Origin of the sequence: Stappia sp., from assembly GCF_048261845.1 — a bacterium.
Taxonomy (GTDB): Bacteria; Pseudomonadota; Alphaproteobacteria; order Rhizobiales; family Stappiaceae; genus Stappia.
Genome location: NZ_JBLXFR010000004.1, coordinates 61,753 through 83,180 on the forward strand (window position 1 = coordinate 61,753; position 21,428 = coordinate 83,180).

The window sequence follows — 21,428 nt, forward strand, 5'->3', positions numbered from 1 at the left end:
GATCACTCCGCCGCCGCAAGCCGCGCGGCGCGGCCCTGCCGGAAGGCCTCCAGCAAGGCGGGCACGCCGCGCTCCGCCTCCGCCGCCGCCTTCGCCCGCACCGGGCCAAAGCCGCGGATCTTGCCCGGATAGGCAAGCAGCGCCAGCGCCGCAGCCGCGTTGTCACGGTCGAGCCCGGATGTCACCTCGTCGACAGTGCGCTCATAATCGTCACGAAGTCGCCGCTCCATGCGCCGCTCCTGTGTCTGTCCGAACGGATCGAAAGGACGGCCGCGCAAACCCTTGAAGCGCGCGAGCAGGCGGAACAGCGTCATTGCCCAGGGGCCGAAGCGGCGCTTTGCCGGCCGGCCCGTGCGCGCGTCGGTGCCGGACAGGAGCGGCGGTGCCAGATGGAACTCGAGCCGCTCGTAGCTCTCGAAGGTCTCCGAAAGCTGGTCGCGGAAGGCCCGGCCCGTGTAGAGACGCGCCACCTCGTATTCGTCCTTGATCGCCATCATCCGGAAGAGCTCGCGCGCAGCCGTCGCGACGATCTCGCCACCCTCATCGCCCAGCCTTCCGGCCGCAGCGGCGAGCGCGTCGATGCGGCCCCGATATCGCGCCGCATAAGCGGCATCCTGATAATCGGCAAGGAAGGCGACGCGGCGCGCGACCGTCTCCTCCACCGTCCCCGAGATCCGCCGGTGCTCGAGACGGTCGGGACGGGCATTCGCGGCCGCCCTGACCGCCTCCGGATCGACTGCCGCCACCCGCCCCCAGGCGAAGGCCGCAAGGTTCATGTCGACCGAGACCTTGTTCAGCCGGATCGCGTCCTCGATGGATTCAAGAGTGAGCGGCAGCCCGCCCATCTGCCAGCCGTAGCCAAGCAGGAACATGTTGGCGGCGATCGCGTCGCCGAAGAGTTCCACGGCAAGCTCGGTCGCATCGATGAAACGGGCATTGTCCTTGCCGGACGCGTCCGCAATCGCCGCCACCAGACGGCGACCGGGAAGGCTGAAATCCGGGTTGCGAGCGAAATCGCCGGGCAGCGTCTCGTGCGTGTTGATGACCGCCATCGTCCGGCCCGGCCGCATCGCCGACAGCACTTTCGCCGAACCCGCCACGACGATGTCGCAGCCAAGCACCAGATCGGCCGAACCCGGTCCGATGCGGATCGCCGAAATGTCCTCCGGCCGGGGCGCAAGCTTCAGGTGACTGGTCACCGCGCCGCCCTTCTGGGCAAGACCCGCCATGTCGATGATGCCGCAGCCGAGGCCGTCGAGATGGGCGGCCATGCCGATCACCGCCCCGACGGTGACGACGCCGGTACCGCCGACCCCGGTGATCATCACCGAATGGATGCGGGTCGGCGCGACGATCTCCGGCTCTGCGACCCGGGGTGCGGGCGGCGGCATCACCGCGCGCCCCTTGAGCACGCCGCCGCGCACGCTGACGAAGGACGGGCAGAAGCCCTTCACGCAGGAAAAGTCCTTGTTGCAGGACGACTGGTCGATCGTCCGCTTGCGGCCCCACTCGGTCTCCACCGGCTGGATCGCGACACAGTTCGACTGCACGCCGCAATCGCCGCAGCCCTCGCAGACCAGTTCGTTGACAAGGATCCGCTCGTCCGGATCGGGAAACAGGCCGCGCTTGCGCCGACGGCGCTTCTCCGCCGCACAGGTCTGGTCATAAAGAAGAACCGTCAGGCCGCTCTCGTCGGCCAGCTCCCGTTCCACCGAGAGCAGGTCGTCGCGATGATGAATGCTGGTGCCTGCCGGCCAGTTCGTCGCCGGCGGATACTTGCCCGGCTCGTCGGTGACCACGACGACCCGCCGGGCGCCCTCGGCCGCCACCTGGCGGGCGATCTCGTCGACGCGCAGGCCCCCGTCATGGGCCTGACCGCCGGTCATGGCGACGGCATCGTTGTAGAGGATCTTGTAGGTGATGTTGACACCGGCCGCCTTCGCCGCCCGGATCGCCAGCGCGCCGGAATGATTGTAGGTTCCGTCGCCGAGATTCTGGAAGACGTGGCCGGTGCGGGAGAAATGCGCCTCTCCGACCCAGTTGGCTCCCTCCCCGCCCATCTGCGTGTAGCCCTCGGTGTTGCGGTCCATCCACTGCGCCATGTAGTGGCAGCCGATACCGGCATAGGCGCGGCTGCCCTCGGGCACATGCGTGGAGGAATTATGCGGGCAGCCGGCACAGAAATACGGGCTGCGGATGGCGACATCCTGGGTGCGGGCGAGCCGCTCCGCCCGCGCCTCGAGATCCTCCACCCGCGCGCGCAGGGCCTCGCTTTCATTCCGGGAAAGGACCCGCCGGCCGATCTCCAGTGCGATCTGCACCGCATCAAGCGCGCCGGGTGCGCGGAACAGCGTCTCGCCCCGCTCGTCGGCCTTGCCGATCACCTGCGGCGCATCGGCGGTTCCATAAAGGATTTCCTTCAGCTGCGGCTCGATCAGGCCGCGCTTTTCCTCCACCACGACGACGAGTTCGAGACCGCCGGCGAAGGCGCGCATGCGCTCCGCCGCGAGCGGCCAGGAGCAGCCGACCTTGAGGAAGGCAAGGCCGAAATCCGCGGCCGCAACCTCGTCGATCCCCAGCAGGTCGAGCGCCTCGACCACATCAAGATAACTCTTGCCGGTGGAAATGATGCCGATGCGCCGCCGGCGCCCGCCGGACAGGATCACCCGGTCGAGCGCATTGGCGGCGATGAAGGCGCGCGCGGCCGGCAGCTTCACCTCGTGCAGCCGCGCCTCCTGGACCAAGGGATGGTCGTTCGGGCGGATATGCACTCCGTCCGCGGGCAAGGCGAAATCGGGAATGAGCGGTGCGATCCGGTCGATGCGGCCGTCGATCGAGGCCGTCGATTCGACATTGTCCTTGACCAGCTTGAGGCCGGCCCAGATGCCGGCATAGCGAGACAGGGCCCAACCGTAGAGACCGAAATCGAGGATCTCCTGCGCGCCGGCCGGATTGAGGATCGGCATCATCGCATCGACCAGGGCGAACTCGGACTGGTGCGCGGTCGTGGAACTCTCGCAGGTATGATCATCGCCCATCAGGGCCAGCACACCGCCATGGCGAGAGGTGCCGGCAAGGTTCGCATGCCGGAAGGCATCGCCCGACCTGTCGACACCCGGCCCCTTGCCGTACCAGATGCCGAAGACGCCGTCGAAACGCCCCTCACCGCGCATCTCCGCCTGCTGCGTTCCCCACAAAGCCGTCGCCGCCAGATCCTCGTTGATCCCCGCGGAGAAGACGACATCCGCCGGCGCCAGCACGCGCGCCGCCTTCTGGAACTGCTGGTCGAGCGCCCCCAGCGGCGATCCCCGGTAGCCGGTGACATAGCCCGCCGTGTTCAATCCGGCCCGCCGGTCGCGCTCTTTCTGCATCAGCACCAGCCGGATAAGGGCCTGGGTGCCGGAAACGAAAATGCGCTCCCTGGTCAGATCGTACTTGTCGTCCAGCGTCACTCGATTGCGTGCCATGGGGCGTCATGTCCTTCGGGTGGGTCCCGCCTTGCAAGGACCGCTCGCACCGGCAAGGGAGCGGCGGCGGTCCTTCGGGGACTTTGGGAGCACGGCCGGCCGCCAGGTTCGCAGGAACAGGCGGGCGCGTGTCGTCTTGCCCCCAGTTAAGCGTCTCGCGGCGGGCGAGATCAAGGGCTTGCATGCGTTTGCAATGCAGCAATCGGCACACGCGGAAGCCGCAACGGCGGTCCCCCGGGCGCGGGCCACAAGCAAACGCCCGGCCGGGAGATCCCGCCGGGCGTTGCGCGTCATGGCAGCCGGGCCCTGGGGTCCGGGTCAGAAGCTCAGCGAGATATCGCGATGCGAGGCGTTGCAGGCCGCGACGTAGAGCGCCTGCTTCCGCGGCAGGCGCGGCTGTCCGCGCAGGCCGATCGTATCGGAAATCGCCTGGCTATAGGCGTTGAGTTGCGGCAACAGCTCGCTCTGCGCGCGGCGACGCCAGACTATCGCGGCCTCGAACTCGGCAATCGCCTCCCGGATCGAGGCAAGCGCCTTCTCCTTGTCCGGAGACGAGGAGCGCATTGCCGTGCGGGCCGCATTGACACCGGAGCGGATATCGCTTGCCCCTTCCACGTCGCCGAACAGCGCGCGCACATCCGTCACCCTGTCGACAAAGGCCGCCGGCTCCAGCGACTGGAGCTCCTGCTCCAGGCCGCGCAGATCGGTCTCCAGCGCGGCCAGCGCATCCGTCGATGCGATCACGTTGACCGCTTCGACAACCGGCTCGTAGGCATCGTCCGCATTGCGCCTGTAGGTCATGCGCGCCCGGTTTTCCGCCGTCTGGATCTTGGCGAAGGTCGCATGGGTCCCCTCCCACTCGGCCGGAATCTTCGCAGCCAGGACCGCGCGATCCTCCTTCAGTCCCTCGATCCGGGCCAGGGCCCGTTCGCCGCGTTCCGCGCTGTAGATCTGCCCCTCGCCGGAGCGCCTGACGATGACCTCAAGATCCGCGATCGCGGTATCGACACGGCGGATGTCCCGCTCGATGCCGCGCACCAGGACATGCAAGGGCCTGTAGTCGCCCGCCGCACCGGCCACGGCCTTTTCAGCTGCAGTGATTTCGCCCATCAGGCCGATACTCGCCTCGGCCTTTTCAAAGCTTTCCGTCAGGTCCTCGCGAAGGTCTTCCGGCAGATAGGACAGATCCAGTGCCTTCGCACGCTTCACGGCGGCCAGGATGGTTTCGCCGTTTTTCGCGAACTCGTCGGCGACATAATTCTCCAGGCAGTATTGCAGGCGCGGGTTCTGCGGCGGCGGCGCCGTCTCCGACAGGAGCGACGAGCGGTTCGGCAGGTAGTTCACCAGTTGCGGATAGAACCCGACGATCCCCAGCGCCAGAAGCTGCAGCAGGATGAAGGCGATGACGCCCTTGTACATGGCGATGGTCTTGACCGTCGCCGGCGCGACGCCGCGCAGGTAGAACAGCGCAAACCCGAAGGGCGGCGTCAGGAACGACGTCTGGATGTTGAGGCCGATCATCACGCCGAGCCAGACGGCCGTGACATTCGCCGACGGGTCGGCGAGCAGGATCGGCGCCACGATCGGCACCACCACCACGGCGATCTCGATGAAGTCGAGGAAGAAGCCGAGGACGAAAATCACCAGCATGACGATCAGGAACTGCATCCAGAAACCGCCCGGCAGTCCCTGCAGGAACTCCTTGACCAGTTCCTCGCCGCCGAAGGCGCGGAACGCGGAGGTCAGCATCGCCGCGCCGAGCAGGATGATGAAGACCAGCGAGGAGGTCTTTGCCGTCTCGACCATCACGCCGCGCAGCGTGTCCTGGATCTTGAAGGTGCGCCAGCCGCTCCAGAAAACCGCGATCAGCAGCAGCGACACCGCGATAAGCGCCAGAACCACGCCGGTCACATCCTGGCTGGTCTGGATGCGCTTGATGTTGATGTCGTAGAACGACAGCAGGACGGCAAGGCCGAGCAGGGCGAGGATCGCCAGGATGGCGGGCGAATAGGTCCCCTTCTCGCCTTCGCGCAGCCGGTAGCCGGCCATGATCATCGCACCGATGGCGCCAATCGCACCGGCCTGGTTGACCGTGGCGACGCCCGCGATGATCGAGCCGAGCACCAGGAAGATCAGCGCCAGCGGCGGCACCAGGGTGACGACCACCTTGAACAGGAACGCACCGTCGAACTTGCCTTCCATCCGCACCGCCGGAGCCGACTTCGGATTGAGGATGGCAAAGCCCATGATGAAGAGCATGTAGAGCCCGACCAGGACGAGGCCGGGCAGGAAGGCACCGAGGAACATCTCGCCGGCGCTGGTCGAGGTCACCGCGAAATCCGACGGCATCGTGATCTCGCCGGTGCTCTCCTTGTAGAGCGCCTGGCGCAGGGATCCGGCCTGGTCGACGGCGCTGGCAAGCTGGTCGGCGAGAATGATGAGAACGATCGAGGGCGGGATGATCTGCCCGAGCGTGCCGGAGGCGGCGATCGTGCCGGTCGCCAGCGACGGCGAGTAGTTGCTGCGCAGCATCGCCGGCAGCGAGATCAGGCCCATCGCCACCACCGTGGCGCCGACAATGCCCGTCGTCGCGGCCAGAAGCGCGCCGACAAAGACGACCGAAATTCCCAGCCCGCCCGGGATCGGGCCGAACAGCTGCGCCATCGTCACGAGAAGGTCCTCGGCGATCTTCGAGCGCTGCAGCATGATGCCCATGAACACGAAGAGCGGGATGGCGATCAGCGTGTCGCGCTCCGCCTCCCAGTAAACGCCGCGGAAATTGGTGACACCGGCGCTCAGCCACTGCGACGGGCCGCCATGGGAGAAGAAGGCGTCGGTGCTGCCCGCGAACAGGTAGCCCGACAGCGCCGCGATGCCGATCGTCAGGATCGCCGAGCCGGGAAGCGCGAACGCGACCGGATAGCCCGAGCCCAACGCGCCGGCCATGAGCGCGATCAGGAGAAGGAGAAAGAACAGTTCCATTGTCCGAGACCCGTCGGCGATGGGATCCCGAGCCTTGCATCTTCGCGCATTCGGCCCGGACCCGGGTTCATTTTTTCGGGGACGTCAACCCGGACGTTCCCTTGTTTCTGGCGGTCCGGCGCGCTAGTGCGCTGCGCCGGACGATGTGTTGCGCGCCCCCGGCTCGCCGCGAATGTCGGCGACGGCATCGAACAGGTAGGCGACGAACTGGATCAGCATCGAGACGGCGAACACGCCGAGGAAGCCGGCCATCAGATACTTCACGTAGAGGCCGAAGCCTGCCTGCGTGGTCTCGTAGGCCAGCATCGGTGCGTTGATGATCGCCTGCTTGCTGCCCATGCCGATGATGAGAATGGTCCAGCACAGCGACATGCCCAGGAACACGGCTCCGACGGAGTTCACGTATCCCTTCGTGCGGGTCGAGAACGCCGCGTAGAAGACGTCGACGCGCACATGCCCCTCCTCCCACAGCGTATAGGCGGAGGCGAACAGGAACAGCGCGGCGTACCAGAAGCGCACGAGGTCGGCCATGAAGGCCTGTTCGTAGGAGAAGATGAAACGCCCGAGCACGATCAGCAGCTCGGCGGCGACGACGAGCAATGCCAGCCAGATGAACCCCAGCGTCCGGGTAAAGGCGGCAAGGATGATGGACAGTCCGATCAGCGGCATGTGGACATAGGGACCGCGGAACCGGGAACGCCCGAGCTCTGTCGCAAGCGGACTGCCGACAAGGCTGTCGAGAAGCCCTTCCACCCGCAGGAAGGAGATGACCGCATCCGTGAGCCCGACGCTCAGCACGGCGAAGAAGGCCGCGCGGATGACGAAGCCGTTGATCGCTGCGATCCGGCGACTGTCAGTGCGCAGCGGCCTGCCCCGCTGGCGCAGGGCATGCCCGCCGGCAAGCGCGACGAGCAGGGCATAGATACCAAGCTGGACGACAGACATCGCCGGATCGGCGCTGCCATTCGCGGTGCCGCCGAACAGCGGCGCGACGCCGGGAAGGTCCAGCCAGTAGGTAAGGTAGTTGTTGAGAACGAATGCCGCTGTCGCGGCCAGCATGATCCAGCCGAAGAGGCGGACCGCCAGTGCACCCGTGTCGGACCCGGTCGCCGTGCCTGACATGGCAGACGCCTGCTCCGAAACCCCGTCGATGGACGACATGTCGGATTAGCCTTTCGCATCGCCACGCGGCACACGAATGCGGGACGGGGTCATGGACCCCGCCCCGCATTCCTCAGCCGCAGTGGATCGTCAGATCGTAATGCCAAGCACGCGGTTGCGCTGCTGGGTATACCCGGTATCGGCCAGCAGCATCCAGCGGCCGACCTCGGAGCGGGCATTGGCAAAGCTCTCATGCGTACGGGCCGCAAGATCGCTGTGCTGGATCGTCTCCTCGAACACGGCTTCCGACGCCTCGCCGAAGCCGTCATAGACCTCGTCCGAGAACTTGCGGAGCTCGACGCCGTGCTCCTTGATCAGCTTGTCGAGATAGACGCCGTTGTTGGCGTTGGTCTCGGCCATCGTCTTGCCGTTCTCTTCGGCGCAGGCGGCAGCGATGATCGCCTGGTCACCCTTCGAGAGCGAGGTCAGCCACGACTTGTTGCAACCCAGAGCCAGCATCGAGCCCGGCTCGTGCATGCCCGGATAGTAGTAGTACTTCGCGGCTTCGTAGAACTTCATGAAGTAGTCGTTGAACGGGCCGACCCACTCGGTCGCGTCGATGGCGCCGGAAACCAGGTTCTCGTAGATCTGGCCACCGGGAAGCGAAACCGGCGAGGCACCGAGCTTTGCCATGACGTCGCCGCCAAGACCCGGAATACGCATCTTCAGACCCTTGAGGTCGTCAGCGGTCTCGATTTCCTTGTTGAACCAGCCGCCCATCTGCACACCGGTATTGCCGGCGGCAAAGTTCTGGAGGCCGTAGCCGTCAGCAAGCTCGTCCCACAGCTCCTGGCCGCCGCGATACTGGATCCAGGCATCCATCTCGGCATAGGTCAGGCCGAACGGCACGGACGTGAAATACGCCCAGGCCGGGTGCTTGCCCTTCCAGTAGTAGTCGGCGCCGATATAGGCCTGCGCATTGCCCGAGGCGACTTCGTCGAAGGAGTCGAACGCACCGACGCGCTCGCCTGCGGCGAAATACTGGACATTGATGCGACCTTCGGTCAGCTCGCCGATTCGAGCCGCAAGACGCTGCGCGGGGATACCGAGACCCGGCATGTCGCGCGGCCATGTGGACACGATCACCATGTCCTTCGTCGCCTGCGCGATGGCCGGTGCGGCGAGCGTCGTGGCAGCAGCGGCTGCACCCGCGCCAAGTCCGGCGTTTTTCAAAAATGAACGGCGATCCATACTTCTCCTCCCACAGAGAAAGACAAACATCTGCCGGGAACGTTTTTCACTTCCCGGCCTCTAAAGCGCCTTCTTGCTGAAGGACGCCATGTTTATGATATAAAGCCCATGTCGCGGCGCGAGACAAGAGCAAGCGCTTGCAAGTGGAAAAATTTTTTAACCACTCATCGCCGACACGATCCCGAAAAATCAGGAGTGTACATGTCCGCACCCGTCGTTCTCGTGAGTACCGACGTTAAGTCACTGGACGGCTTTGATTGGCACGCTGCGGTCGCGGTTTATCTCGACGCCCTGGTCCAGGGATCGGGCGCCATCCCGCTGCTGCTGCCCTCGCTCGGACCGGCGATCGAACTGGATGCCGTGCTCGACCGGGTCGACGGCGTGCTTCTGACGGGATCGCGGTCAAACGTCAACCCGACCCTTTACGGCGGCATCGCCCTCGACAAGGACGGCCCCTATGACAGCCGCCGCGACGCGACGACCCTGCCCCTGATTCGCCGTGTGATCGAGCGCGACATGCCGCTCTTCGCCATTTGTCGCGGCCTGCAGGAGGTGAATGTCGCCCTCGGCGGAACGCTGGTCAGCGAAGTGCAGGAACTGGAAGGGCGCCGTGACCACCGTGCACCTGTTGCCGACGACCAGGACGCCCGCTTCGCCCTCGCACACCATGTCGAGGTGGTTCCCGGAGGTCGGCTTGCCGCGGTGCTGGGCGATGCCGCCATCGAGGTGAACTCGCTGCACCGCCAGGCCATCGGCCGGCTCGCGCCGGGACTTGCCGTGGAGGCCCGCGCCGATGACGGAACCATCGAGGCGGTGTCCGTCGAGGCCGCCTCCGGCTTCGCCCTCGCCACCCAGTGGCATCCCGAATACTGGGTCGGCAGCGATGCGGCCTCATCCCGTCTCTTTGCGGCCTTTGGCGAGGCCCTGCGCGGCGCCATCCAACGGCGACAGGGCGGTCGCCAGGCGGCAGAGTAATCCCGTCACGAACAGGAGCCGACCCCGATGTCCGGCAACCACACACATCACGATCACGGGCACCACGATCATGGGCACGGCTCGGAACTCTCGGACACGGAAGCCCGTGTGCGGGCGCTCGAATCCGTTCTGGTCGAGAAGGGTCATGTGGATCCGAAGGCTCTCGACATCCTGATCGAGACCTATGAGACCCGCGTCGGCCCGCACAACGGGGCGCATGTGGTTGCCAAGGCCTGGTGCGAACCCGGATTTCTCGACTGGCTGCGCCGCGACGCAACGGCGGCGATCCACTCTCTCGGCTACATCGGTCGGCAGGGCGAGCACATGGTCGCGGTCGAGAACACGCCGCAGCAGCACAACATGGTCGTCTGCACGCTGTGTTCCTGTTACCCGTGGCCGGTCCTCGGATTGCCGCCGGTCTGGTACAAGTCGGCTCCCTACCGGGCCAAGGCTGTGCGCGATCCGCGCGGCGTGCTTGCCGATTTCGGCGTCACCCTGCCCGAGAAAACCGGCATCCGCGTGTGGGATTCAACCGCGGAGATCCGCTACCTCGTCATTCCCATGCGGCCTGAGGGAACGCAAGGCTGGAGCGAAGCCGACCTTGCACGCCTCGTGACCCGCGACAGCATGATCGGCACGGGCCTTGCCCTTTCGCCGGAAATGCTGGAAGAGGCCGGAGCATGAACGGCGCCCAGGACCTTGGCGGCATGATGGGCTTCGGCCCGGTGGTGCCGGAGCCGGTCAAGCCGGTCTTTCACGAGGAATGGGAGAGGCGCGCCTTCGCCCTCACGCTGGCCATGGGGGCGAGCGGCGAATGGACCATCGACATGGCCCGGTTCGCCCGCGAGAGCATGAACCCGGCGCTGTATCTGTCCTCCAGCTACTACCAGATCTGGCTGGCCGGACTGGAGCGCCTGCTCGACGAGCGCGGGCTGGTCTCGCCCGAGGAGATCGCGGCGGGGCGCAGCCTCGCGGCAGGGCGTCCGCCCAAGCGCGTGCTCGCGGCCGCGGAGGTCGGCGCGACACTGACACGCGGCGGCCCGACGGAACGGGAGAGAACCGTCCCCGCCCGTTTCCGGACCGGCGACCGGGTGCGCGCCCGCAACATGCATCCCGACGGCCACACGCGCATCCCCCGTTATTGCCGGGGTCATGCCGGGATCATCGAGGTCATACATGGCGCCCATGTCTTTCCCGACACCAGCGCGTCCGGAGACGGCGAGCAGCCGGCCTGGCTTTACGGCGTCGCGTTCGAGGCGCGTGAACTATGGGGCGACGACTGCGACCCGGCACTGACTGTCCGCATCGATCTCTGGGAACCCTATCTTGACCTTGCCTGACACCCCCTCTCGCGCGTCCTCCGGCAGGCCGCGAACGGACGCCGCGCCCCCGGCGGAGCTGTTTTCCGACCTGCCGCGCAACGGGGACGAACCGGTCTTCCGTGAACCCTGGGAGGCAAGGGCCTTCGCCATGGCGGTCGAGCTTCATGCGAGCGGCCTGTTCACCTGGCCGGAATGGGCGCAGGCCCTCTCAACGGCTATTCGCGATGCCCAGGCTGACGGAGACCCCGATTGCGGCGACAGCTACTATCGTCATTGGCTGGCGGCACTGGAGGCCATTGTCGTGACCCGCGCTGTCGCCACCACGGAAGGTCTCGCCGAACGCCGCGAAGCATGGCACCGCGCCGCCGCGGCCACCCCGCACGGGGAGCCGATCGAACTCGGTCGTGACGACGCGCCCGTTCGCCCGGCCTGACACAGCCTTCAGCGCAATCGGACGATCCTGACCCGCCTGCCGGATCAGACGGCCTTTCCTGGCCGAATGGCCGTCGGAGTCACCTGCAATTAAATACATTGTCAAATCATGCAGGTTGCGTCACGATCGACGGAAATGCAGGGAAGCAGCGCCATGACGCCATGTGCGATGCAACCTCGATACAACCTGTGCGCTTCCCAAAAAAGCCGCGCCGACCTACTGTGCCCCATGATCACCGACCGGCCGCTGCGCGGCATGCTCTTGATGACCGGATTTTGCGTGCTCGCCCCCCTGGGCGATGCCATCGCCAAGATCCTGGGAGAAACCTTGCCGCTCGGGCAGCTCCTGCTCGTGCGCTTCGTAATGCAGGCGGCGCTGCTGACGCCGCTGGTGCTGCTGGGCGGAGGGAGCCTGCGCCTGCCGGCGCGGGTGCTGCATCTCACCATCCTGCGCACCGTGCTGCATATCCTGGGCATCGGCGCGATGTTCGCGTCCCTGCGCTACCTGCCGCTTGCCGATGCGATCGCGATCGCCTTCGTGATGCCCTTCCTGATGCTGCTGCTCGGTCGTTTCGTCCTCGGCGAGCAGGTCGGCCCCTACCGGCTGATGGCCTGCGTCGTCGGCTTCGCCGGCGCATTGCTCGTGATCCAGCCGAACTATGCCGCCGTCGGCGCACCTGCCCTGTTGCCGCTCGGCGTCGCCATTGCTTTCGCCCTCTTCATGCTGGTCACCCGGAGCGTTGCCAAGGCGGCGGATCCGATCAGCCTTCAGGCCGTGAGCGGCATTATCGCCACCGTGATTCTCGCCGTCGCCTTTCTGCTGGGCAACGCCGTCGGCGACTTCCCCGGGCTTGATCTGATTGCGCCCGACCGCGACGAGATCCTGCTGCTTGCCGCCGTCGGTTTCCTGGGAACCTTCGCGCATCTGCTGATGACCTGGTCGCTGCGACTGGCGCCCGCCGCGACCCTCGCTCCGATGCAGTATCTGGAGATCCCCTTCGCCACCTTCATCGGCTGGCTGATCTTCCAGGACCTGCCGGATGCGACCGCATCGCTCGGCATCGCGCTGACGATCGGATCGGGGCTCTATGTGATCCACCGGGAGCAGGTGGCGGCCCGCAAGACCAGAACGCTCAGCCAGCCGCTGCAGGGCGGCGCCTGAGGCAGGCCGCCGCCCTCTGTCCAACTGCGGAATTCACTGAAAGGCGCCGGCAGGCAAGGGATCAGACAGCCCCGCCCCAGCCAAGCGCCGCGACCAGCAGCGTCGAACCGAGCGCCAGCACGACAAGCGCGCCAAATCCTTCAATCGCCGCATGAAGCCGGGCGGCGCCCCGGCCGCCGACGGTGCGCATGGCCGCATCCTTGGCCAGCACCGCCATGGTCGCGAGAACGGACACGGTCAGGCCGGTTCCCACCGCCATGGCGAAGGTCGCCGCGACCCCGGCCCAGGCCAGTTCCTGCGAGATCGCGAACACCAGCACGACCAGCGCGCCGGTGCAGGGACGCAGCCCGACCGCGAGGATCACCGTCCATGCGCGCGACAGGGAAAAATCGCCGGCGAGCATCTGCGGCGGCGGCGCGTGGACATGGCCACAGCTGGCGCAGACCTGGCTTTCCGAGTGGTCATGATCATGCGCATGGCCGTGATCATGACCATGTCCGTGCTCGTGCTCGTGAGTATGCGCGTGGTCATGAGCGTGCGCATGACGAGTCTCGTGACGATGCCCGTGCGTCCGGTCATGCGCGTGCCCGTGATGGTCCTCATGATCACAGGCGACAACCGCCTGTGCGCCAAGCGCCACCACCTTTCGCGGCGTGAGCATCGGTCGCGCGATCTTGCGCCAGACCAGATAGACGCCAAGCCCGGTCACCGCGGCATAGGACCCGACTTCGAGCCAGCGTGTGGTCTCCGTGATCGCGATGGACGTCATCCGCAGGACGATGGAGGCCAGCCCGATCACGAGGACCGCGGTCACCGCCTGCGCAAGGGCGGAGGCGAAGGAGATCACGATCCCGCGCCGGAGCGTCTCGCCATTCGCCAGCACATAGGACGAGATCACCGCCTTGCCGTGGCCGGGACCGGCCGCATGGAAGACGCCGTAGAGGAACGAGAGCCCCATCAGCCACCAGCCCGCGCTTCCATCGGCCTTCATCTGCTTCAGTGCCGAGGTCAGAGCGCCGTAGAAGGCTGTCTGCTGCGCCGACACCCAGGCAAAGAAGCCGGAGAGGATGCCGCCTGAGGGCAGCGACTGTTCCGGCAGGCCGACCCCGAATGGCGAGGGGGCGGCATGCGCGGCGGCTGTCGACAGGATGATGGCCAGAACGGCGCCGCCGGCCAGCGAAAGGGCAAACCGGCGCCCTGCAATCCCGGGCGCGGCGTTGCGAGGGTCCGTCATTTGCATCCGATCGTCGCCGAATTGGAAAGTGTCTCGGTCACCTGCATGAGGTCCGGCGACAGCTGACGCTCGGTCTGCGGGATCTGCGCCAGGGTTTCGGCCATGGAAGCATCCAGCTCGGGCGGCGGCGTAAAGGTCAGCTTGCAGGCCTGCGGAGCGTCGACCATCGCAAAGGGGGTGTCGCGGGTCATCTCGAAAGCCACGAAATAACCCGGGTCGTAGACATCCAGTTTCACGGTTGCCCCGTCGACAATCCGAGGTTCGGCGACAGGCAACGTGTAGAACAGCGTCAGCCGGCCACCGTAGAAATCGAGCCAGTATTCCTGCGGTTCCCCGAACGAGACATCGCTGTCGCCAAGCTGGAGATAGGTGAAGAAATCATACTCGGCGAGCGACTCGACATTGATCTGCGCCAGCGGCTGCAGCTCCTCGCGCGACAGCTGACCATCGCCATTCTCGTCGAGCCCCTGCACGGCGAAGGCGGTGAAGGCCTCGTCGAAGCGCCAGACATGGCGCACGGAGGACAAACGCCCGCCGGCGTCAAACACGACTTCCGCCCGCGATTCGACGAAAACATGAGGATGCGCGGCGGCCGTGCCGGCGGAGAACACCGCCAGGATCGTCGCAAGAGCGCTAGGCTTCCACATTCGGCAGACCACTCCAGGAAATCGATGAAGATTCGCTATTTATCAGCGGTCTTCGCGGCGACAGCAAGGCAGGTCGGGAACCGCCAAATGCAGAACCCGGAACGAGGGAAAAATCCTTCAGCCTTCCCGCATTCGAGAGATGAAAATTTGATCAGAAAGCCCAATATGCGGGCAGAAAGAACCGAAATTCCACTCTGCTCGACGTATATTTTCCAAACGCGGATCATCTTGCGAACGGGAGTGCGGGCCTCGCTGTGCTGTCTTGGCGCGAACAGCTGCATGACCGCCCCGTCCGTTGTTCGAGGAGAGTCTCATGAATGCCCCGGTAACGAACCGAGACCTGAAACCCGTGGAGGCGGACGTGTTCACGCATCCTGAATTCCGCGACCATGAACAGGTCGTGCATGGTTTTGACGCGGCAAGCGGACTGCGTACCATCATCGCGGTCCACGACACCCGCCTTGGACCGGCGCTCGGCGGCTGCCGCATGTGGGCCTATGCGAACGGGGCGGAGGCGCTGACAGACGCGCTGCGCCTGTCGCGCGGCATGACCTACAAGAACGCCCTGGCCGGGCTCGATCTCGGCGGCGGCAAGGCGGTGATCATCGCCGATGCCCGCAAGGACAAATCGCCCGCGCTTCTGTCCGCCTTCGGCCGTCAGGTCCGGCGCCTCGGCGGCACCTATATCACCGCCGAGGATGTCGGCATCAGCGCGTCGGACATGGAAATCGTCGGGCAGGAGACCGATCATGTGCGCGGCACTCCGGCCACCGGCCTCGGCGACCCGTCGCCTTACACCGCGCTCGGAGTATTCGTCGGCATCAAGGCCTCGCTGCGCCACCGCTTCGGTTCCGAAGATCTCCGGGGCCGCACCGTCTGCGTTCAGGGTCTGGGCCATGTCGGCATGGACCTCGCCCGGCAGCTGCGTGCCGCCGGTGCGCGCCTGATCGTGGCAGACCTGCACTCGCCGACGCTGGAGCGGGCGGTCGGCGAACTCGAGGCAACCGTTGTCGAAGCGGACCGCGCCCACGCGGCCGAGGCCGACGTCTTCGCGCCCTGCGCGCTGGGTGCGGGGCTCAACGATGCGACCATTCCCGAAATCCGTGCCGCCATCGTCGCGGGCGCGGCCAACAACCAGCTCGCCGAGGAACGCCACGGCGAGATGCTGCGCGCACGCGGCATCCTCCATGCCCCGGACTACGCCATCAATGCCGGCGGCGTGATCTCGATCGCACTCGCCACGCCGGGCGGCGACGACCGGCTGGTGCGCGAGAAGGTGGCGGCCATCGGCAAAACGCTCATGCGCATCTACGAAAGGGCCGGACAGCGCGGACTGCCGACACAGGACATCGCCGACCGCATCGCCGAGGAACGTCTCGCGGCCGCCTGAGTGCTCAGCAGACCTCGCCCCGGCGGCGCTTGTCGGCGAACCACTCGCCAAGAAAATCGACGAAAGTGCGCACTTTCCCCGAAAGATGGCGCCGATGCGGATAGACGACATAGATCGCCTGCCCGTCGGGGTCGAACTCGGAAAGCATCGGCTCCAGCCTGCCTTCGACGATTTCATTATGCACGAAAGCGTAAGGGGTGCGCAGGAAACCAAGTCCTTCCAGAGCAGCGACGCGCGCTGCCTGGGCGCTGTTCACTTCCACCCTGCCCTTCACGGGCACGCTGATCCGGGTCCCTTCGATCTGGAACTGCCAGTTGTTCCGGAAGCGGTAGTTGTTGTCGATGATGCAGGGCAGGTCGGCAAGGTCCTGCGGATGCACGGGACGGCCGAAGCGGGCGATTGCCGCGGGCGAGGCACACACCACACCGCGGAACGGCGCCAGCTTGCGCGCGATCAGGCTGGAATCTGTCAGTTCCGTCACCCGGATCGCCGCGTCGAACCCCTCCTCCACCAGATCGACGAACCGGTCTTCCAGCCTGAGGTCGATGGAGATCTCCGGCTCGGCGACGAGAAACGCCATGATCGCCGGATTGAGAAAATCGTCGCCCATCGAACGCGGCGCGGAAACGCGCAAGGTGCCGCGCGCCTGCTGGTGGGTGTTCTGGATCGACGCCTTCAGGTCGTCGATGCGGGTGAGGATGTCGCTCGCCTCCTTGTAGAAGGCATGACCAACCTCGGTCATCGAGATCTGCCGTGTCGTCCGGTTGAGCAACCGGGCACCGAGCTCATCCTCCAGCTCGCCCACATATTTCGAAACGAGCGCCTTGGACCGGCCAAGCTCGCGCGCCGCTGCCGAAAAGCCCCCGGCATCGACCACCTTGAGAAAACAGCGCATCCGGCTGAGTGTATCCATGATTCGCCCTCTCCCGCCCGGCTCAGCCGGGTCTGCGCCGCATCCGCCGGACGACCCGTCCAATCAGGCCGAATGTCAGCAACAGGCCCAGGAAACCGCCGCCGGCAGCGACCGCGCCTTCCGCCGTTGCCGGAACCGCCGGCTCGAAATCCTCGAATGTCGCCTGCGCCAGTTGCGGATCGAGATCGCGCAGGAACACCGTGAGGCGCTGGAAGGGGCCCGCCTCGCGCAAGGCATCGCGCTGACGTTCCAACGCATCGAGCCGTTCGACCGAGCGTGCGACGCGTGCGCCCTGGGTGGCGACGAAATCGTCGCTGGTCCGCGACAGCCGGTCGATCGCCTCCCGCATGCTCAGCCCCTGGCGTGCCGCATCCTCGCGGAAATCGCCGACCACCTGGGTCAGCGCATCGATCGCACCCCCGAGCCGCTGCCGATACTGCTGCGCGAACTCAGGCAGCTGCGAGGTGGTCACACCCCCGATCAGGGCAAGCGCCAGCGCGAGCGTGCGTGCGATCATGGGGCGAGCCTTCCTGTCACGCGGACCCGTCGAGGGAGATGACCCCGGCCTCGCCCGCGCTTGTCCCGAACGCGAGGCGGAGCCCGGCCCCGTCCCACGCGAGCGCGCTGACCTCTCCCTCGCCAGGCCGTCGCAACAGCACTTCCCGATTGTCGGAAAAGCGAACCGCCAGCACCATGCCGTCCTGGTAACCGATGGCGACCACCTCCTCCTCCGGATGGCAGGCGACACGGGTGACAAGTTGGTCCGAGCGCGCGCCGAGCTGCAGCGGCTGCTGGCCCATCGGCCCGGTCTTGCCGAAAAATGGCCAGAGGATCGCGGCGTTGGCGCCCGACGTCGCCAGGTAGCGTCCCTTCGCCGACCAGCTCACCGATTTCACCTTGCCCGGATAGCCGGTCATGCGCATGTCCTGCCCGTCGGCGAGGCGCCAGCCATGCAGCGCGTTTTCCTGCATGCACGTCACCAGATACTTGCCGTCCGGCGAGAACACGACGTCCTTGTGCGCGCCTTTCCAGGCGAGCTCCTGCGCCTCGGCGGTGGCATTGACGAACTGCAACGTGGCGCCGTCATAGCGGGCAACCGCCAGCCGCAGGCCCTTCGGCGCGAAGGCCAGGCCGCCAACGGCACGGTCCTGCGAGAAATCGCGGATCTCGCCGGAGGCAAGCCGCACCTGCGCGATGCGGCCGGCACCGAAGGCGACGCTGCCCTGCGGCCCGGCGGCAAGCAGGTCGATCCATTTGCGCGGCAGTTCCGCCAGCGTTTCAACGGCACCCTCCGCCGACATCCGTCGCACGGTGCCGTCATCCCCGCCGGTGATGAGCGCATCGCCCTCCAGCGTCCGGCAGGCGGCAAGGAGACCGCCCTCGTGCAGGGTGAGGCGGCGCTCGCCCGTATCGGAGAGCATGACGACAAGGCCCTCGCCAACGGCAAAGACAGGCTGCTCGCGCAGGAACGTGGCCGCGACGACATATCCGCCGGGATCGAGAGGAGCGACACTGACCATCGCCGTCAGGCCTCGCAGGCCTTGAAGGCCGTCTGGATGGCATCGAAGTCGAGCTCGCGGCCGATCACCACCAGCCGGCTGACACGTGCCTCGCCCTCTTTCCAGTCGCGCTGGTGGTCGCCCTCGACGATCATGTGCACGCCCTGCACCACATAACGCTGCGGATCGTCCCGGAAGGCCATGATGCCCTTGAGGCGGAGGATGTTGGGACCCTGCGTCTGGGTCATGTCGCCGATCCAGCGGAAGAACACCTGCGGGTCGAGCTCGCCGGCCGTCATCGACACGCTCTTCACCGAATGCGTCGCCTCGTCGTGATGGTGGTGGTCATGCCCGTGATGGTGGTCATGGCCGTGGTCATGATCGTGATGGTGATGGTGATGGTCGTGATCGCAATCGGGGCCGCATTCGTGGCTGTGCCCGGCGTCCTCGAGGAAATGCGGATCGAGCGACAGGATCCGGTCGAGATCGAAGGCACCCCGGTTGAGGACGCTGTCGAGCGGCACGGCACACCGCTCGCTCCTCTGCAGCACCGCGTAGGGGTTGATCGCCTGGATGCGTGTTTCCACGGCCTTCAGTTCGTCCGCCGTGACGAGATCGGTCTTGTTGAGCAGGATCACGTCGGCGAAGGCGATCTGGTCTTCCGCCTCCGAGGTGTCGGCGAGCCGGGCGAGCACATGCCGGCAATCGACCACCGCGACAACGGCATCGAGCTTGGCCTTGGCCCGCACGTCCTCGTCCATGAAGAAGGTCTGCGCCACCGGCGCGGGGTCGGCGACGCCGGTTGTCTCGACGACGATCGCGTCGAACGAACCTTTCCGCTTCATCAGGTTCTCCACCGTGCGGATGAGGTCGCCGCGCACGGTGCAGCAGATGCAGCCGTTGTTCATCTCGAAGATTTCCTCGTCGGATTCCACGAGCAGGTCGTTGTCGATGCCGATCTCGCCGAACTCGTTGACGATCACCGCGTAGCGGGTGCCGTGATTCTCGCTGAGGATCCGGTTGAGAAGGGTCGTCTTGCCGGCGCCGAGATAGCCGGTCAGCACGGTGACGGGGATCTTGCTGTCCTGGGAGAGGGTCATGGTGGGTCTTGCCTGGGTTCGCGTCCGCGCGGGCCGGCGGCGCATCGCCAGGATGCGGGGCGGCCTTTGCCGGAGGATATGGGGTGTCGTTGCCTTGGGACTACCGAAATTTCACGTTCTTGGCAAAAGCTGCGCTCCGGGCGGTCGCTGCCAACGTCACAACAGGAACGGAAAGCCGCCCTCGTGCTTGAGCAACGCGATCTTCGTATCGAGACCGCCGGCGCCCGAATAGCCGCCGAGGCCGGTTGCCGAAAGGACCCTGTGGCAAGGAATGATCAGCGGTATCGGATTGGCGCCACAGGCCTGGCCCACGGGCTGGCCGTAGGTCGACAGCCGCTCGGCAATCTCGCCATAGCTGCGCGTGCTGCCATAGGGAATTGCCAGCATCTCGCGATGGACCGATTGCTGGAACGCGTTTCCCGCCGGCGCCAGCGGCAGGTCGAACTCGCGCAAGTCCCCCTCGAAATAGGCCTCGATCTGGCGAAGCGCCTCCTCCAGCAGCGGCGTCGGGCTCTCCTCTCGCGCCCGGCCCCAGGTGAGCCGCACGATCGCCCCCTCTCGCTCCTCGACCTCAAGCGTGCCGACCGGCGTCTCGATATGCATGGCGGCCATCAGTTCTCCTCCAGGTGCCCCGGCAGCGGAGCGTCACACGGCAGGGCGGGCGGCTTTCGCAATCCTGTCCGTACGGATAAAACAACGGCGACGCGCAGCGCGGAATCTGTCGACCGTTGCGGAAACAGCGCTAATGAAACCGGGAGGAACCATTGCTGAAAACCATCGAGGGCTTCAACAGGATAGGTGAGGAAAACGCCTTCGCCGTCCTCGCCCGCGCCACCGCGCTCGCCGCACAGGGACGCGATATCATCAATCTGGGCATCGGGCAGCCCGATTTCCGCACGCCTGACCATGTGGTCGAGGCGGCCGTGAAGGCGCTGCGGGACGGGCATCACGGCTACACGCCGGCAACCGGCATCCTGCCCTTGCGCGAGGGCGTCGCGGCGGACATCGACCGGCGCCTTGGAGTATCGGTCAATCCGGACAACGTGGTGGTTGTGCCCGGAGGCAAGGTCACCATGTTCATGGCGATCCTGATGTTCGGCGAACCGGGCGCCGAGATCCTCTATCCGGACCCGGGCTTTCCGATCTACCGCTCGATGATCGAGTTCACCGGCGCAACGCCGGTGCCCGTACCGATCCGCGAGGAGAATGATTTCGCCTTTTCGGCCGAGGAAACCCTGTCGCTGCTGACGCCGCGCACGCGCCTCGTCATCCTGAACTCGCCCGCCAACCCGACGGGCGGCGTCACCCCGCGCGCCGAGATCGAGAAGCTGGTCGCCGGTTTGGAGGCACATCCCGGCATCGCCATCCTGTCCGACGAGATCTACGGGCAGATGACCTATGACGGCGCCGTGCATTGCTCGCTGCTGGAGTTCGAGGCAGTCCGCGACCGGTTGATCCTGCTCGATGGCTGGTCGAAGACCTATGCCATGACCGGCTGGCGCATGGGCTATGCTGTCTGGCCGGACCAACTCGTGGACAAGGCCCGCAAGCTCGCCGTCAACTGCTGGTCCTGCGTCAATGCGCCGGCACAGTTCGCCGGCCTCGCCGCGCTGGAGGGGCCCCAGGACGCGGTCGCCGCCATGATGGTGGAATTCGACAAGCGCCGAAAGCTGGTGGTCGAGGGGCTGAACGCGCTGCCCGGCGTTTCCGCACGCACGCCCATGGGAGCCTTCTACGCTTTCCCCAACATCTCCGGCACTGGCTGGAAGGCAAAGCCGCTTGCCTCGGCCTTGCTCGAAGAGACGGGCGTCGCCGTCATCGGCGGGCCGGACTTCGGCATTCTGGGCGAGGGGTATATCCGCCTGTCCTACGCCAATTCGGCGGAAAACATCACGCGCGCGCTGCAGCGCGTTGCCGAATTCCTGGCTCAGCCGCGCAGCTAGTGTCCGGGTT

At 66.2% G+C, this 21,428-nt stretch carries 18 protein-coding genes; 7 read left to right on the forward strand and 11 right to left on the reverse strand.

From position 1 onward, the window contains the following. Positions 1–2: 2 nt before the first annotated feature. From ACN0T5_RS03385 to ACN0T5_RS03400, 4 genes are all read right to left on the reverse strand, one after another. Positions 3–3,467 carry an indolepyruvate ferredoxin oxidoreductase family protein gene (locus tag ACN0T5_RS03385; RefSeq protein ID WP_417767204.1) on the reverse strand — a complete coding sequence of 1,155 codons (3,465 nt, stop codon included), beginning with the start codon at positions 3,465–3,467 and terminating at the stop codon, positions 3–5. 318 nt (positions 3,468–3,785) lie between these two features. Further along, on the reverse strand, positions 3,786–6,449 hold the full coding sequence (locus tag ACN0T5_RS03390) for a TRAP transporter large permease subunit (protein ID WP_417767205.1): 2,664 nt from the start codon (positions 6,447–6,449) through the stop codon (positions 3,786–3,788). 123 nt (positions 6,450–6,572) lie between these two features. Beyond that, complete coding sequence (locus tag ACN0T5_RS03395; protein ID WP_417767206.1) at positions 6,573–7,610, reverse strand: TRAP transporter small permease subunit; 1,038 nt, start codon at positions 7,608–7,610, stop codon at positions 6,573–6,575. 90 nt (positions 7,611–7,700) lie between these two features. Further along, positions 7,701–8,801: a TRAP transporter substrate-binding protein gene (locus tag ACN0T5_RS03400; RefSeq protein WP_417767207.1), complete on the reverse strand. Its 1,101-nt coding sequence runs from the start codon at positions 8,799–8,801 to the stop codon at positions 7,701–7,703. A gap of 201 nt (positions 8,802–9,002) precedes the next feature. Between ACN0T5_RS03400 and ACN0T5_RS03405 the strand changes: the two genes are divergently transcribed. The 5 genes from ACN0T5_RS03405 to ACN0T5_RS03425 all read left to right on the forward strand — a co-directional run bounded on the left by ACN0T5_RS03405 (position 9,003) and on the right by ACN0T5_RS03425 (position 12,692). Beyond that, positions 9,003–9,776: a gamma-glutamyl-gamma-aminobutyrate hydrolase family protein gene (locus ACN0T5_RS03405; protein ID WP_417767208.1), complete on the forward strand. Its 774-nt coding sequence runs from the start codon at positions 9,003–9,005 to the stop codon at positions 9,774–9,776. 27 nt (positions 9,777–9,803) lie between these two features. Continuing rightward, complete coding sequence (nthA, locus tag ACN0T5_RS03410; protein WP_417767209.1) at positions 9,804–10,460, forward strand: nitrile hydratase subunit alpha; 657 nt, start codon at positions 9,804–9,806, stop codon at positions 10,458–10,460. After that, positions 10,457–11,116: a nitrile hydratase subunit beta gene (gene nthB, locus ACN0T5_RS03415; protein WP_417767210.1), complete on the forward strand. Its 660-nt coding sequence runs from the start codon at positions 10,457–10,459 to the stop codon at positions 11,114–11,116. Before nthA ends, nthB begins: the two co-directional genes overlap by 4 nt. A gap of 58 nt (positions 11,117–11,174) precedes the next feature. Beyond that, positions 11,175–11,531, forward strand: a complete 357-nt coding sequence (locus ACN0T5_RS03420) for a nitrile hydratase accessory protein (protein WP_417767273.1) — start codon at positions 11,175–11,177, stop codon at positions 11,529–11,531. 228 nt (positions 11,532–11,759) lie between these two features. Then, positions 11,760–12,692: a DMT family transporter gene (locus ACN0T5_RS03425; RefSeq protein ID WP_417767211.1), complete on the forward strand. Its 933-nt coding sequence runs from the start codon at positions 11,760–11,762 to the stop codon at positions 12,690–12,692. A 61-nt stretch (positions 12,693–12,753) separates the two neighbouring features. Here ACN0T5_RS03425 and ACN0T5_RS03430 read toward each other — a convergent pair whose 3' ends face one another. Both ACN0T5_RS03430 and ACN0T5_RS03435 read right to left on the reverse strand, forming a co-directional pair. Next, entirely contained in the window at positions 12,754–13,926 is a 1,173-nt protein-coding gene (locus ACN0T5_RS03430; RefSeq protein ID WP_417767212.1) for a nickel/cobalt transporter, read from the reverse strand. Continuing rightward, positions 13,923–14,573: a DUF1007 family protein gene (locus ACN0T5_RS03435; RefSeq protein WP_417767213.1), complete on the reverse strand. Its 651-nt coding sequence runs from the start codon at positions 14,571–14,573 to the stop codon at positions 13,923–13,925. The genes ACN0T5_RS03430 and ACN0T5_RS03435 overlap by 4 nt, the downstream gene beginning before the upstream one ends. Before the next feature lie 313 nt (positions 14,574–14,886). Here ACN0T5_RS03435 and ACN0T5_RS03440 point away from each other — a divergent pair, with 313 nt between their 5' ends. Further along, positions 14,887–15,963 (forward strand): Leu/Phe/Val dehydrogenase, encoded by a 1,077-nt coding sequence (locus tag ACN0T5_RS03440; protein WP_417767214.1) that lies wholly within the window; start codon positions 14,887–14,889, stop codon positions 15,961–15,963. A 4-nt stretch (positions 15,964–15,967) separates the two neighbouring features. Here the strand turns inward: ACN0T5_RS03440 and ACN0T5_RS03445 are convergent, their stop codons facing one another. The 5 genes from ACN0T5_RS03445 to ACN0T5_RS03465 all read right to left on the reverse strand — a co-directional run bounded on the left by ACN0T5_RS03445 (position 15,968) and on the right by ACN0T5_RS03465 (position 20,087). After that, positions 15,968–16,876, reverse strand: a complete 909-nt coding sequence (locus ACN0T5_RS03445; protein ID WP_417767215.1) for a LysR family transcriptional regulator — start codon at positions 16,874–16,876, stop codon at positions 15,968–15,970. 22 nt (positions 16,877–16,898) lie between these two features. Continuing rightward, positions 16,899–17,393 carry a DUF2937 family protein gene (locus ACN0T5_RS03450; protein ID WP_417767216.1) on the reverse strand — a complete coding sequence of 165 codons (495 nt, stop codon included), beginning with the start codon at positions 17,391–17,393 and terminating at the stop codon, positions 16,899–16,901. A 16-nt stretch (positions 17,394–17,409) separates the two neighbouring features. After that, positions 17,410–18,396 carry a WD40 repeat domain-containing protein gene (locus tag ACN0T5_RS03455; protein WP_417767217.1) on the reverse strand — a complete coding sequence of 329 codons (987 nt, stop codon included), beginning with the start codon at positions 18,394–18,396 and terminating at the stop codon, positions 17,410–17,412. A 5-nt stretch (positions 18,397–18,401) separates the two neighbouring features. After that, positions 18,402–19,475, reverse strand: a complete 1,074-nt coding sequence (locus tag ACN0T5_RS03460; protein WP_417767218.1) for a CobW family GTP-binding protein — start codon at positions 19,473–19,475, stop codon at positions 18,402–18,404. A gap of 156 nt (positions 19,476–19,631) precedes the next feature. Further along, complete coding sequence (locus tag ACN0T5_RS03465; protein WP_417767219.1) at positions 19,632–20,087, reverse strand: methylated-DNA--[protein]-cysteine S-methyltransferase; 456 nt, start codon at positions 20,085–20,087, stop codon at positions 19,632–19,634. A gap of 152 nt (positions 20,088–20,239) precedes the next feature. Between ACN0T5_RS03465 and ACN0T5_RS03470 the strand changes: the two genes are divergently transcribed. After that, positions 20,240–21,418, forward strand: a complete 1,179-nt coding sequence (locus ACN0T5_RS03470; RefSeq protein WP_417767220.1) for a pyridoxal phosphate-dependent aminotransferase — start codon at positions 20,240–20,242, stop codon at positions 21,416–21,418. Positions 21,419–21,428: the final 10 nt, after the last annotated feature.